Genomic DNA, 13,816 nt, shown 5'->3' with positions numbered 1-13,816 from the left:
AATTTTCAGTTGAATTTATTTATAACATGGTGCTTCCGCCATTTACACTAATCACTTGCCCCGTAATAAATTTCGCTCTGCCCGTTGCTAAAAACCAAACGGAATCTGCAATTTCCCCCACATAGGCCCCTCTGCCTTTAGGGATAATATCGATATATTTCTTTGCCAATTCAGGATCTTTATCCTTCACTTTTTGCAACGGTTCCGATTCTACAGCAGGTGGAGCAATCGTATTAACGGTAATATCGTATTCTGCAAATTCTCTTGCCAGGCCGGTGGTTAAGGCATGAACTCCCCCTTTTGCCGCATTATATGCCGCATGGTCCCATAGACCATTACGTACAGAATCAGCACCTATATTGATAATCCTTCCATAATTTTGTTGCACCATATAGGGGAGAACCTTATGACATGCCCATAAGCTAGTCCATAAATTTCGATCAATCGTCGTTTTTAGCGTTTCACTTGTTTGGGAGAGGAATGGCAAAATCACACCCCCACCGGCATTATTAACGAGAATATCAATCCTGCCCCAACGGCTGATTGTTTTTTCCATTAATGACTCGACAACTTCTTCCTTGGATAGGTCACCAACAAAGTACTCGATTTCTGAATCAACCTGTTGTTGTATTTCCTCTGCAGCTAACCTTGTCCGATCTTCATCTGTTCCTGTCACAACTACGTGTGCACCTTCTGCAGCAAGGGTTTTCGCAATACCATTTCCGATTCCTCTTGATGAACCTGTAACAATTGCAACTTTCCCTTTTAAAGTTAGATTTGGTCTACTATTTAGCATGAAAAGACTCCTCTTTAATTATTTTTTGTAATGAAAACGGCTACAAAACTATTTAGTAAAATAGTTAGAAAATTAGGATATTTTGTTCTGTAATTAAATTATAGGACCCGTTTTTTAAAAAAACCAATTGAAAATCCTTTCTGTTTATCGTCCAATTTAATAAAATATCTATCCAAGTCAGCGGATTTTTTTTCATACCAACTTTCCTTTATAAATAAAGTAGATTTATTTCATTCCCATCGTTCGATAGAAATTTATTTAAATAACTCCTAAAATACAATGCTTTTTCAATTGGAAATTACGAAAATAGGTGATTATACTTAATAGTAGATTGAAAATTCACATAATAAACAAGGATTTTTATGTGATAGTAAATTTGAAAGGAGTTTTAAGATGGCACAAGAAAAGTTTATTAAAACCAATCAATATCAAACACATTATTGGGAAATGGGAACCGGAGACCCGCTGATTCTCCTTCATGGCGGAGGGGCTGGCGCAGACGGCTTGGGAAATTGGAAGAAGGTATTAGAGTTATATGCAGATAAAGGTTTCAGAGCGATTGCTATTGATGCGGTAGGCTTTGGTAAATCGGATAAGCCTAATCCAGTTGAATTTCAATATAATCATGATGCCCGTGTAGATCAATTGTTGGACCTTATATCAGCATTAGAGTTAGAAAAGGTAACATTAGTTGGAAATTCGATGGGCGGATTAACAAGTTTAGGAGCCGCACTGAAAAATTCCAGTAGAATTGATAAACTCATTCTAATGGGAACAGGAAAACCAAAAAAACAATCAGATGGAATGCAGGCATTAATCAATTATAAAATCGACTTCGATGCCATGCACAATATTGTAGCTCATTTAACGAATCCTAACTTCGAAGTAAATGACGAATTAGTAAATTACAGATTATCATTAACAGAAGAACCAGGTGCACTAGAAGCATATGGTGCAACAATGCAAGGCATACTCGCACATGATTTCTCAGATGAAGAATTGAAAACGATTACCAATAAAACACTGATTGTCCATGGTACATTAGATAAGATGGTTCCAATTGATGAATCCTTTCATCTCTTAAATACATTACCGAATGCCTGGTTATATGTCATTCCACATTGCGGCCACTGGGCGATGATGGAGTATCCAGAAGAGTTTACTAGAGTGACAGCTGATTATATTCGAAATCATTAAAGAATTTCATGTTATAAGAAAAGGATACTTCTATTATAAATAGAGTATCCTTTTTTATTTTTTCTAGCTTAAAAAGGTTTCTGCTTTGCTAGTAATTTGGAATTTATATTTAAATAAATTGGCGACAAGTGCACCCATGGTTAAATTAACAATCATATTCGCTACAGCTGGAACCGCTGCGATCGAATTAATATGCTGCATCGCCAATGTTGCTGCTAATGCGGTATTACAAATTCCTGTATGAAATAAAATGGCTCTGCAGTTGGTTTCAGAAATTTTAAGCAGCCTCGCAATAAAATAACCTGTAAACATCGGAATGGTAACCTGTAAAAAAACAGTAAGAAAAATTATCGGAAGCAAGTTAAGATTATCCTGTAATGATTGTTGTGCATTTGAAACGACAGACAACACGACAATAAATAATGCTAACATGGAAAGTACAGATGTATAGGGTGTAATAACCTCTACTTTATTCCCCCATTTCCATTTTATAAACAATCCCAAAAATAGCGGTATAAAAACCACATAAATAATATTTAAAAATAGAGACCAGAACTCAATGGAAATAAATTTCCCCGCGAAAAATTGCATAAGGATTGGTGTTAATAACGGGGATATAATTGTATCAATGGTGGCCATCGATAAACTTAAAGCCACTTCACCACCGGCTATCAAGCTATATAAGTTTGCTGATGTTCCGCTTGAGACAGAACCCGCCAAGATAACACCAGCTGCTAAATCTGGTTCATTTGTAAAAAAGATATAGGCGAGGATGACCGATAATCCAACAGAAATAATCCATTTAATAGAAACGCCAATAAAAGCAAATTTGGGCTTCTTTATGACAGAAATAAAACTTTCGATTGATAAGGTCATCCCCATTAACAAGAATATAATTCCTAATGCCAGGCTCGTTAAATTACGAATGGAAGTAAAAAACTCAGGGATTATATAGGCAATCAATGCACAAACGATAATCCACAAGGGTAAAAATTTAGAAATGACAGCGATAACTTTCTGAAAAAAATTCATTCTGATCCCCCAGTCTCTTCAAGCTGAAACATTGAAAGATTCATCACCACCTATGTACAATCGTACAACGGTGATGATGAATCCTTTGTTTTTATCGGGCCACCCAACCGCCTTCTACATAAAGGACATGTCCAGTAACATAGGATGACATATCCGATGCAAGGAATAACGTTGGTCCTGCTAGATCCTCTAATTCTCCTAATCTGCCAAGCATAGTGGAATCAATTAATGTTTGTTTGGTTTTGGGTTCAGAAAGCCAGCCGCCTGACATCGATTTATTCAAAAATCCAGGAGCTAGTGCATTTACACGAATATTAAATGGACCAAGTTCATGTGCCCAAACTCTCGTTAACTGATCTACCCCTCCTTTTGACGCTGCATAGCTTGACATGTAAGGAATACCAACTGAGCCTAATATAGACGAAACATTTATAATGACACCTGTTTTTCTTTCCATCATATGTTTGGAAACCAACTGGCCTGTTAAGAAATATCCTTTAAGATTCGTGTTGATAATTTGGTCCCAGGTTTCTTCCTCAACATCATGAATCATTTGTCTTTTATTCATCCCAGCATTATTGACTAAGATATCAATGGTGCCAAATTCCTGAATAGCTTCATTGATCATCTGTCCAATTTGATCTTTTTTCGTCACATCACAAGGAATATATTTTACATTAGGGCCAAGCGACCTTAATTCTTTGGATGCATTCTCACCATCTTGTGTATTACGGCCAGTTATGATTACATTCGCTCCATAGTGTGCTAATGTATATGCCATTGCATAGCCAATCCCTTTTGTGCCGCCGGTGACGATCGCGTTTTTTCCTTTTAAATCATATTGGGGAATGTTCACCTTATTTACCACCCTCCTTCAAATAACTAAGCTATTTTCCATCCGTCAAGTATAATACACTCTTGTTACGATCACTTTCTTATTTTTACATCTTTGTAGCCACAATTTTTTCGAAAAAAGAGGCCTTATTTTTTCCAGAATTTTGGTTCCCACTCGATATGCCAGGATAAATCTTTATCTAATCTAAGCAGAACAGCGCCATCCATATTTGTACCCTGGTGGTCTTTTGTTGTGTAATTGACAACACTGGTGGTAAAATTCATATTTTTAAACTTTGTTTCAAACACATTTTTAATTTTAGCCGGATCATCACTGCCTGCCATTTGAATCCCTTTAATCACCGATAAAACGGAATCATAGCCGACGGCAGCAACGTGGTCAATTTCAGCGTTATACTCTTTTTTGTAATCTTCTGCAAATTTTACCATCAGTGGTTTTAATGGATTATCAGCTTGTACTTCCTTATAGGCCATAGGCGCAGTTCCCGCGAAGTACAGCTGGTTCGGAATAAACCCCTTAATGGATTCAGCAAATTGCCGCGAAACCTGACTGTGTGTTAAGAGAATTGGCATATTAAAATTAGCCTGGACGGCATTTTTAATCGCAATAATCGGCGGGGCCCCTGGTCCAATAATAACGAGTGCTTGAATCCCTTCACTTTTTAATTTTGTTAATTGTGGAGAAACATCCGTTTCATCTAATCCCATTCTTTCAATGACATATTCAATTCCATTTTTATGGTTAAATTTACTATTTACAATATTAACGGAAACATCGCCGCTGGAATCAGTTGTAGCAAGCAGCCCAACTTTCTTGATCCCCTTTTGAATAAACCACTCATGATGAATTTGGTGCATGGCTTCTTGTTTTAATGTTGTATTAAATCCAAAGCTGTTTGCAGGTGCCGTATAAGCACTTGATCCAGAAAACATAATGACTTTTTCCCGATCAACAATTGGTTGAACAGCTGAAGAAGTTGTAGCCGTACTAGGTCCTAGTATAATATGGACTCCATCTTTCTTGATTAATCTTTGGACATTTTGAACGGCTTTCTCTGGTTTATTTTCATCATCATAATAAATGATTTTTACTTTACGGCCATTAATCCCGCCATCTTCATTTATCTTCTTAATCGCCAGATCATATGACTTTTTAAACCCTTGACCTAAATATCCTGTACCACCAGTCATGGCCATGGTTGAACCTAATACAATCGGATCTTTTTCGCTAGATGAACTTGTTTTTTGAGATGAACATGCTGAAAGTAATAACAAAATTGCTATAACTAGACTGATTGCTGAAAAACGAATTTTTCTATTCACTAAAAGTCCCCCTCATATTTTTATATATTTAGTGTAAGTAAGCCTCTTTCATCTCTTCATTTTCTCTAAGCGCTCTTGCTGAACCTTCCATAAATATTTCGCCATTTTTAATGACATAGCCCCGGTGAGAGATTTGTAACGCTTGAAATATATTTTGTTCTACTAAAATAATCGTCCTGCCCTCCTCGCCTAAATTTTTAATGGTTTTAAAAATTTCCTCGACAATCTTTGGTGCCAGCCCTTGTGAGGGTTCATCCAAGATGATCAGCTTAGGTTCCATCATTAATCCCCTGCCAATGGCAAGCATTTGCTGCTCTCCACCACTCATTGTTCCTGCCAGCTGTTTTTTTCGTTCATTCAACCTGGGAAATAATTCATAGATCTCATCTATTCGTTTTTGATATTCCTTCTTTTTAGCGTGCTTGACCCCTCCTAAAATTAAATTATCTTCTACACTAAGATCCTTAAAAACTCTTCGGTTCTCAGGAATATGCGCAATTCCTTTACGGGCAACGGAATAACCAGGCAGTGTATGAATCACCTCCTTCTCAAATACTACCTTTCCCGATGTAATTGTGATTCCACCTGTTATCGTTTTTAAAATCGATGTTTTCCCGGCCCCATTTGCTCCTAGTAAACTAATAACCTCACCTTTTTCGACATGAAGATTTATTCCTTTTAATACATTCACTTGTTCGTAGCGAGCATAAATATCATTAAGCTCCAGCATATTCATTCTCCTTCCCGAGATATGCTTCTATCACGACTTCATTGGTTTGAATTTCTGCAGGAGTTCCTTCTACTAATTTTTCACCATAATTTAAAACGACAATTTTATCAGAGATATCCATTACCAGCCCCATATGATGTTCAACCAATAAAAGGGTTACACCCATTCGATTTATTTTTTTAATCAACTCTGAAAATTTATCTGTTTCGATATCATTTAATCCGGCAGCAGGTTCATCTAAAATAAGTAGTTTGGGTTGTGCTGCTAAAGCTCTGCCCAATTCTACTAATCTTTGATTACCAAAGGCCAATTCAGTTATCGGAGTTTGAGCTAAGTGGACAATACCCACAAAATCCATAATTTCATAAGCTCTTTCCAGCATTTCTTTTTCGTTTTTTCTTGCCTTTCCAATACGAAAGCTAGACACGATCAGGCCATGGTGATACTGGTGATAAAATCCTAATAAAATATTCTCAAGAACAGTCATTTCATTTATTTTAAATAGCCTAATGTTTTGAAAGGTTCTTGAAACACCAAGTTTAACTAATTCCCTTGTTTTTATTTGTGTCACTTCTTTATCTTCTATAAAGACTCTTCCTTTTGTAGAGGGTAAAACCCGTGTAATTAAATTTAATAGGGTTGATTTTCCTGCTCCATTTGGACCGATGATGGAAACAATTTGACCTTTTTCAACGTTAAACGAAACGTTTTGAACAGCTTTTAAATCACCAAAAGATTTGGACAAATTTTCAACAGTGAGTAACGTCAATTTGTTCACATCCCTTCTTTATTCAAGATTTGAACTTCCTTTACAGCAGTGGCAGATCTTTTATGTTTAAAAACAGAGATTACTTTGTTAATGACTGACTGGATACCGCCGGTAAAAAAGATGATGATCAGGAGAAGAATCACTCCTTCAATTAAAGTCTGATACTCCTGAGCGTTAGCGGAAAGCTGTGGAATGACTTGAAAGACAGAGGCACCGAACACCGGTCCCAAATAGGAGCCAAGTCCACCCAAAAATCCCATTGTAATCATGTCAATGGAACTATTTAAACTTGCAATCTCCGGAGAAATAAAAAACATATAATGAGCATAATATGCTCCAGCAAGTGCACTCAGAGTACTGCCTAAAATAAAAATCTTCATTTTTGATTTGAAAATATTTACTCCGAAGGAAGTTGCGGCTTCTTCATCTGAATGGATGGCTTTCAAAGCCCGTCCTTCCCTGGAATTAATGATATTTTTCGCTAGGATATAGACAACCAGTACGGTCAGCCATATTAAGTAAAAATGGTCTGTTGTCGAAGAAAAGGTAAAAGTCCCAATTGAAAAGCCCGGTATTCCCGTTATTCCATTTGGACCTCCTGTCAGTGAACCCCCTCCATTCAACAAGGTATGAACAATAACACCTATACCCAGGGTTCCTAATGCTAAAAAATATCCAGATAAACGCAGCAGTGGAAATGAAAGGACAAATACAATCAAGGCAACCAAAAGACAACTAATGAAAATCGAAAGAAATGTATTCATTTCAAAGTGAATGGAGATATAGGCAGAAAAGTAGGCACCAAGACCAAAGAATGCTGCATGTCCCATTGATATTAAACCAGTAACACCGAGAATTAAATTAAGACCAATCACTGACAGGACATAGATGCCAATAATATTAATAGTGTCGAAAAAATACAGTTTTCCCATTACGAAAGGAGCAAATAGGATAAATAACAAAAGTAAAATTAAGTCCCAAGTAAAAACTTTTTTGATCAATGTACTTTTACACCTCCGCAAATTAATTTGAATGAGAAATTTTAAACAGTTTTTTGATATCAACCAGCCCCTTAGGAAGGAGGACTAAAATAATGAGAAGCAGTAATATCGAAAAGGCATCTTTAAATAAAGAAGAAACAAATCCCGCTGCAAACGCCTCAAAAATGCCTAATACTAAGCCGCCAATGATCGCCCCGCCATAGCTACCTAATCCACCGATCAGCGCGGCAATAAATGCTTTAACTCCCAGCATCGTCCCCTGATAGTAACTCATCGTTGTCATCGGTCCAACCAGGATCCCGCCAATTGCCCCCATTACAGCTCCCATAACAAAGACCAAAACAGTCATCCTCTTAACGTTAATTCCCATTAATTGAGCTGCATAAGGATCTCCCGCAATTGCTGTTAAGGACATTCCAAAGCTTGTCTTTTTATTAATCCAATTAAAAGCTAAGAAAATAATCAATGTGACCCCGATGATTAAAAAGGTTTGCATACTGACGGTCGCTGAAAAAATTTTGATTGAAGCGCTTCCAAAAAAGGACGGAATCGCAAAATGATCGCTGCCCCAAATTAACAATGATATTCCCTTAATAATTTCACTAAACGCCACCGTTGCGATAATAAGTGTTAAGATATCTGGTTTTTTCAATGGTTCAATGGCACCTTTTACCATTACCGCACCAACTGCACCTGAAATGATCAGCACTAAAATTAAAGCAACAACGATTGGGACATTTAAGATCGTTACAAAAGAATACAGCAGCATTGCTCCCAGCATAACAAATTCACCTTGTGCGATATTTAATACTTTGTTAACGTTATAAATTAAGGTAAACCCTAGCGCTACTAATCCATATACAAAGCCAATCGTGATTCCACTCCAAATACTTTGTTGAAATAAAAGATTCATTGAATCCAATTTTGTTCCCCCTAATATATTTTTTAATAGAGTCGTAAAAGCTAATTAAGTAGTTAGTATCACTTCCTTCTAAAAATCAACAATCTTTTCACTTAAATTGTGTATTTTTTCTGAATATTTTTATTATAAATTTAGGTTTTCATTTTAACCAATTGAAATATCTTAAAATTAATGGTCAATAAAAAGAATTTTTCTATACTACATAATTTGGTGCATAATATTTTTATGTTGAGGGACAGGAGTGAACCATTCTACCTGGCAGATAGTGTTCCTGCTCCGCTCAAGAATTTAATCAAACGTTTGATTAAGGTAAAGCATGGGAAAGCATGGGGACGGTTCTTTTGCTTCCTTCCAAAGGAAGCAAAAGAACCGTCCCCATGCTTAGCAAAAATCTGTTACTTTTATTTTTCTATCGTTTGAAATAGAATTAATAATAGGATAATTAGATAATCAAAAGTTTAGATACTTATTAGAGTTGAACAAGGAAATTCGATGTCTTCTATAAAAGTCGCATCCTCCTCCTTACACCATATACGATACCATCATGAAATTTACTTTACTCTATTAAGATGGTATTTTCTTTAGACTATTATTATGAGGTGCTCCAATGAAGGAACAGATCGTACAATTAACCGATATGTTAAAGATCTCAAACCATGGACATATTTTATATATCTACGATGCAGTTGATAGATATGTTGAAAATGCGGTTTCTTATATTATGACGGGTATCGAACTTGGGCAGCATCTTTTTGTTATTGACAACAAGCTAAGATCTGCACGCATTTTTCGCCGTCTTCAAGAATCGCTGTCACATGACGAATTAAAATATATTCATTATGTTGATAATGTTCTATTTTATGGTTTATACGGGGATTTTAATTATGAAAGTATTGCCAAACATTTTTCAAAAATAGTAAAACCGTTTCAAGACCAGCACATTTCAATAAGAACCTGGGCACATGTTGAATGGAAAGAGCAAGCGGATATTTTTTCAAAACTCGTTAACTTTGAAAATGTGGCCGATCAGAGTGTAAGTTCCTCCGGAATGATTTCTGTTTGTGCCTATGATGGTCAGCAAATTTCAGCATCCTTACAAAATCAATTGCTTCGAAATCATGAATACCTCATGACCGATCATGAATTAGTGAAATCTAATCTCTATAAAAGAAGAACCAATATAAGTCCTTTCTTATCTGTACAAAAGGAACATCAACAAATCGAGGGGCAATTGAAGGCAACAAAACATCAACTGGCATCATTTATTATGGAGAATTTAGATTCTATCTTGATATTTGATAAGGGTGAAAAGCTTATCACTGTTAACCCCGCCTTTGAAAGAACATTTGGCTGGTCTGCAAACGAATCATTAGGATTACATGTGATCGATATGCCGTTTATTCCAGATGACAGGAAATTTGAAATCAATCGAAATAGAAGCTTTGTGATATCAGGTGAAAAGATTGTAGGATATGAAACTATAAGAAATACGAAGGATGGCAATCATCTAAATGTGGTGCTGTCGAGTTTCCCCTTATGGTCAGAGGAAGAAAAAATTAACGGATGGGCAGTTATTATTAGGGATATTACTGAAAAAAAGCAAGCACAAGAGGTGCTCATTAGGACTGAAAAACTATCGATTGCTGGTGAATTAGCTGCAAGTATTGCCCATGAAATTCGTAACCCTGTTACCACCATAAAAGGATTTCTGCAACTCTTGCAGTCTGGCAGTGTGAAAAAGAAGTATTTTGATGTTATGGAATCTGAAATAGATCGAATTGAGCTTATTCTTAGCGAACTTCTGATGCTTGCCAGACCTCAGTTGATAGATTTTAAACTAGAGAATATCTCGATGTTGCTTAAGGATGTTGTTACCTTATTGGTCCCTCAAGCTAATATGAATGGTGTTGTCATCAAAACGGATTTTGATTCTGAAGAAGTAGTTGTAAGGTGTGAAAAAAGTCAACTAAAACAGGCGTTCATTAACTTTGTAAAAAATGCCATTGAAGCCATGCCACAAGGTGGAGAGTTCGTTATCCAAATGGAGAGTATCAATAAAGATGAGTTATTCATTCGCTTTATTGATCAAGGATATGGAATACCAAATCACCTCCTTTCAAAGTTGGGTCAGCCCTTCTACACAACAAAGGAAAAAGGAACAGGATTAGGTTTTATGGTAAGTAAAAAGATTATCGAAAATCACAAAGGCTCCATTGTCATATCCAGCAAAGAAAATAAGGGTACTACGATTGAAGTGAAACTTCCCTTGTGAAACAAAGGGACGGTTCTTTTGCTTCCTTTGGAAGGAAGCAAAAGAACCGTCCCCATGTCATTTACATTTTGATTTTTTCGTTTTCTAGCAGGGTGACGAGTGCGTTGGCAACGGCAGGATCAAATTGGGTGCCGCTGTTTTGTTTTATTTCATTGATTACATAGTTCATGGTTAAGGGTTGGTTTTTATACACCCGTTTGGAAGTCATTGCGTCGAAGGAGTCTGCTACTGAGACAATCCTTGCGGCGAGCGGGATATTGTGTTCCTTTAACCCAAAGGGATATCCGCTGCCGTCGTATCGTTCGTGGTGATACAGAATGATGTCCAAGAGGCTGTTTTTCTTGAATTTGGAAATATGGTCAACCATTTCGAAGCCTATTATTGGGTGTTGTTTGATGAGTTGGAATTCATCTTCGGTTAATTGGGACGGCTTGTTTAGGATTTGCCCGGGCACGCCGATTTTTCCGATGTCATGTAACAGTGCCCCGATATAAATATTATTGCATGTTCTGGGAGCCAGCTGCATTTTTTCCGCGATCATCAGCGCATATTTGGCGACATTTTCGGAATGCGATGCTGTGTAAGTGTCTCTGGCATCAAGTATTTTTGATAGTGTTAGCACGAGCGATAAGGTGTCATCCTGCTCTTGTTGATAACGTTCGATTAGTAGTTTGATCATCAAGGTTAGCACAAAGTAGACAGCCCAGTGAAAAAGGTAGGACAAGAGATCCATGATGTGAAAGTCCGGCATACCGATGTAACCGTTCAGGCAGGATAACACTGCGGTGGCGATGAATAGGACGGAAATGCTTTTATGGCGAAAACCTATCCCTAGAAAAATGCAGACTACAATAAAGGTTCCTTCTAAGAATAGATTGAGATTAATTTTGAAAAATAGGTGCAGGACTAAGGTTGCGAGCAGGACAATTAAGAATGCCGTCTGATAGATCACTCTTCTCTCGAAGATGGCGGCTCTTTTTAAAAGTTCATTCAAGAGGAAGAACTCCTTTCTTCCGATTGCTTCTGAAGAAATTATATCCTACAAATGCGGTGAATTTTCAAAGGAGTTATGAACAATCTGGGAAAAAGCATAGGGACGGTTCTTTTGCTTCCTTTAGAAGGAAGCAAAAGAACCGTCCCCACGAAGAGGCCGCTGAATCGGGATTCAGCGGCCTCCATTTTAAAAAACAGGGGGGGTTTTCTAAAAGTATATCCGGATGGATGCTTTTTATACATTGTCCCACCAGATTTTTATGGACTTTATGACTTTATGGGGACGGTTCTTTTGCACCTTTTCACAGGTTGGAGTCAAAAGAACCGTCCCCATAACAAAAAAACTCCGACGCATAGCGTCAGAGCAAGGCTAGGGCTGTTTTGCGGAGAGTGGATTGATTTTTTTTAGAGGGAGTGAGGGATAGGTTAGGAATTTCGGACAGGTATCTTTTCAAATTGTTGTTCGTGGAGTAACCATTCAAGTTGGGAGACGCGTTTTTGCAGGCTGTCGACATTTTGATTTGACTTGCCAACCATTCTTATTAAGCTTTCAAGCAGCTGGGGGATTTCATCACTATAGACCAAATGGCAATTCCTCCTCTATTTTTTGTTCCTTTGCTTCAATCTCCGGCTTCCGGCTGAGAAACCGAACTGTATCGGCAATGACCTCGGTAACATACACTCTTCTGCCCTCCTGATTATCGTAGTGCCTAGTCTGAATTCGGCCTGTGATACCGAGAACCGATCCCTTGCGGCAGTAGTGTGCCGTGTTTTCCGCAGCTTTGCGCCAAAGCGTGCATTGGATAAAATCAGCCTCAATTTCACCGTTGTGGTTTCGAAATTGGCGGTTAACGGCAAGCGTGACATGGGCAACGGGGATTCCCTCGGTTGTCATCTTCATCTCGGGGTCCTTCGTCAATCTTCCGACAATGGTCACTTGATTGATCATTCCTTTTACTCCTTTCAGGTTGATGGCACTATCATATCCCGCTGGAGCATGCTTGTAAAAAGGCGAAAAACCATTTTCAAGTAGTCTTTGACATTCAAAAGGCTATTTTCCCTTTAGTGAAAATGACCTTTTCACGATTGATTTCAACAATAATCACCAGTTTTCCAACACCGTCTCAATATTTTTCGACAAAATCTTCGTTTCCCTATCACAAGGCTGTGTTAAAGCTCATTGTTGATTTTGTAACCTTGTTTATTGGAGCAAGAGTAACACAAAACAAGCCCATAAAGTCCGACAATAGAGGTTTGCCTCGGTCTTATGGTATAATCGTTCTAACTAGTATCGATATGGGGGGCATGTAATGAAAACCTTTAAGTTAATCTCATTAGCTGTAATGGAAGATGACAAAAGCGTCGACGTCCCATTGGATCACGGACTGATTATCAATAAAGAAGATGAGCACTCTACCTGGCTGCTCGAGGCCTACACAGAGCTTTCACTTTACGATTATTTTAAAAAAATTGCCGATGAAAAAAGAGACATTATTGTGAAGGTCGTCATTACGAAGGCAGACAATGACCCTGTCTTTTTACAAACGAAGATTAGCTGTCTGCAGTTATTTGAGGGGCATATAAGTGTTTTACTTGAAGGTCAGCTGCGCAGAACAACAAAAAACCATAGCCAAATTTTGATTGATCGGCTGATGAAACAAGGATTTGCAGGCGAAGATCTTCTCACCGAATTTATCAAGCAAAAAAACAGCGTGCCACGGGTAAAGTGACGAATAATAAATTTAATTGTAATTGATGAAAAGAACTTGGTTTCCAAGTTCTTTTTCATTTGTGTTGGAACGAGTTTTTGTAATAAAAACTTACTATTCAAATAATAAGTAATACCCCCTACACTAATGCTAAATTAGATATTATTCGTTTTTCTCCTACCGTTCCTAAAATAGGACCCCACTATACACCACGAAC

Annotated in this window: 14 protein-coding genes; 3 read left to right on the top strand and 11 right to left on the bottom strand. The window is 37.5% G+C overall.

Features of this window, described 5'->3' with window-relative positions; all coding sequences use genetic code 11:
- Nucleotides 1-19: 19 nt before the first annotated feature.
- A complete protein-coding gene (locus tag JN080_RS11870) occupies nt 20-796 on the bottom strand; it encodes an SDR family NAD(P)-dependent oxidoreductase (RefSeq protein WP_256236221.1) in 777 nt (258 codons plus the stop codon).
- A 393-nt stretch (nt 797-1,189) separates the two neighbouring features.
- Here JN080_RS11870 and JN080_RS11865 point away from each other — a divergent pair, with 393 nt between their 5' ends.
- Nucleotides 1,190-1,993, top strand: coding sequence for an alpha/beta fold hydrolase (locus tag JN080_RS11865; protein ID WP_256236220.1), 804 nt, complete (start codon nt 1,190-1,192; stop codon nt 1,991-1,993).
- 63 nt (nt 1,994-2,056) lie between these two features.
- Here JN080_RS11865 and JN080_RS11860 read toward each other — a convergent pair whose 3' ends face one another.
- The 7 genes from JN080_RS11860 to JN080_RS11830 form a co-directional block, all read right to left on the bottom strand.
- Nucleotides 2,057-3,025, bottom strand: a complete 969-nt coding sequence (locus JN080_RS11860; RefSeq protein ID WP_256236219.1) for a bile acid:sodium symporter family protein — start codon at nt 3,023-3,025, stop codon at nt 2,057-2,059.
- Nucleotides 3,026-3,116: 91 nt separating this feature from the next.
- Nucleotides 3,117-3,881 carry an SDR family NAD(P)-dependent oxidoreductase gene (locus tag JN080_RS11855; protein ID WP_256236218.1) on the bottom strand — a complete coding sequence of 255 codons (765 nt, stop codon included), beginning with the start codon at nt 3,879-3,881 and terminating at the stop codon, nt 3,117-3,119.
- A 125-nt stretch (nt 3,882-4,006) separates the two neighbouring features.
- Nucleotides 4,007-5,203 carry an ABC transporter substrate-binding protein gene (locus tag JN080_RS11850; protein ID WP_256236217.1) on the bottom strand — a complete coding sequence of 399 codons (1,197 nt, stop codon included), beginning with the start codon at nt 5,201-5,203 and terminating at the stop codon, nt 4,007-4,009.
- 28 nt (nt 5,204-5,231) lie between these two features.
- Entirely contained in the window at nt 5,232-5,933 is a 702-nt protein-coding gene (locus JN080_RS11845) for an ABC transporter ATP-binding protein (RefSeq protein WP_309144672.1), read from the bottom strand.
- Complete coding sequence (locus tag JN080_RS11840) at nt 5,920-6,702, bottom strand: ABC transporter ATP-binding protein (protein WP_256236215.1); 783 nt, start codon at nt 6,700-6,702, stop codon at nt 5,920-5,922. The genes JN080_RS11845 and JN080_RS11840 overlap by 14 nt, the downstream gene beginning before the upstream one ends.
- Before the next feature lie 5 nt (nt 6,703-6,707).
- Nucleotides 6,708-7,703, bottom strand: coding sequence for a branched-chain amino acid ABC transporter permease (locus tag JN080_RS11835; RefSeq protein ID WP_256236214.1), 996 nt, complete (start codon nt 7,701-7,703; stop codon nt 6,708-6,710).
- 22 nt (nt 7,704-7,725) lie between these two features.
- Nucleotides 7,726-8,616, bottom strand: coding sequence for a branched-chain amino acid ABC transporter permease (locus JN080_RS11830; RefSeq protein WP_256236335.1), 891 nt, complete (start codon nt 8,614-8,616; stop codon nt 7,726-7,728).
- A 616-nt stretch (nt 8,617-9,232) separates the two neighbouring features.
- On the opposite strand from JN080_RS11830, the gene JN080_RS11825 reads away from it, so the two are divergent.
- Nucleotides 9,233-10,897, top strand: a complete 1,665-nt coding sequence (locus JN080_RS11825) for an ATP-binding protein (protein ID WP_256236213.1) — start codon at nt 9,233-9,235, stop codon at nt 10,895-10,897.
- 61 nt (nt 10,898-10,958) lie between these two features.
- Here JN080_RS11825 and JN080_RS11820 read toward each other — a convergent pair whose 3' ends face one another.
- The 3 genes from JN080_RS11820 to ssb all read right to left on the bottom strand — a co-directional run bounded on the left by JN080_RS11820 (nt 10,959) and on the right by ssb (nt 12,839).
- Nucleotides 10,959-11,891: an HD-GYP domain-containing protein gene (locus JN080_RS11820; RefSeq protein WP_256236212.1), complete on the bottom strand. Its 933-nt coding sequence runs from the start codon at nt 11,889-11,891 to the stop codon at nt 10,959-10,961.
- A 425-nt stretch (nt 11,892-12,316) separates the two neighbouring features.
- Nucleotides 12,317-12,475: a hypothetical protein gene (locus tag JN080_RS11815; protein ID WP_256236211.1), complete on the bottom strand. Its 159-nt coding sequence runs from the start codon at nt 12,473-12,475 to the stop codon at nt 12,317-12,319.
- Entirely contained in the window at nt 12,465-12,839 is a 375-nt protein-coding gene (gene ssb, locus JN080_RS11810) for a single-stranded DNA-binding protein (protein ID WP_256236210.1), read from the bottom strand. Before ssb ends, JN080_RS11815 begins: the two co-directional genes overlap by 11 nt.
- A gap of 361 nt (nt 12,840-13,200) precedes the next feature.
- Here ssb and JN080_RS11805 point away from each other — a divergent pair, with 361 nt between their 5' ends.
- On the top strand, nt 13,201-13,620 hold the full coding sequence (locus tag JN080_RS11805) for a YwpF-like family protein (protein WP_256236209.1): 420 nt from the start codon (nt 13,201-13,203) through the stop codon (nt 13,618-13,620).
- The last annotated feature ends 196 nt before the right edge of the window (nt 13,621-13,816 follow it).

It is taken from the genome of Bacillus sp. EB600, assembly GCF_024494385.1.
Classification (GTDB): Bacteria; Bacillota; Bacilli; order Bacillales; family Cytobacillaceae; genus JAEVLT01.
This window is presented reverse-complemented; position numbering and strand designations above follow the sequence as displayed.

Bases quoted from the DNA above. Each gene is read 5' to 3' on its own strand.
- JN080_RS11830 (WP_256236335.1), bottom strand. From the start codon at position 8,616: ATGAATCTTTTATTTCAACAAAGTATTTGGAGTGGAATCACGATTGGC.
- JN080_RS11805 (WP_256236209.1), top strand. From the start codon at position 13,201: ATGAAAACCTTTAAGTTAATCTCATTAGCTGTAATGGAAGATGACAAA.
- ssb (WP_256236210.1), bottom strand. From the start codon at position 12,839: ATGATCAATCAAGTGACCATTGTCGGAAGATTGACGAAGGACCCCGAG.
- JN080_RS11865 (WP_256236220.1), top strand. From the start codon at position 1,190: ATGGCACAAGAAAAGTTTATTAAAACCAATCAATATCAAACACATTAT.
- JN080_RS11845 (WP_309144672.1), bottom strand. From the start codon at position 5,933: ATGCTGGAGCTTAATGATATTTATGCTCGCTACGAACAAGTGAATGTA.
- JN080_RS11860 (WP_256236219.1), bottom strand. From the start codon at position 3,025: ATGAATTTTTTTCAGAAAGTTATCGCTGTCATTTCTAAATTTTTACCC.
- JN080_RS11870 (WP_256236221.1), bottom strand. From the start codon at position 796: ATGCTAAATAGTAGACCAAATCTAACTTTAAAAGGGAAAGTTGCAATT.
- JN080_RS11825 (WP_256236213.1), top strand. From the start codon at position 9,233: ATGAAGGAACAGATCGTACAATTAACCGATATGTTAAAGATCTCAAAC.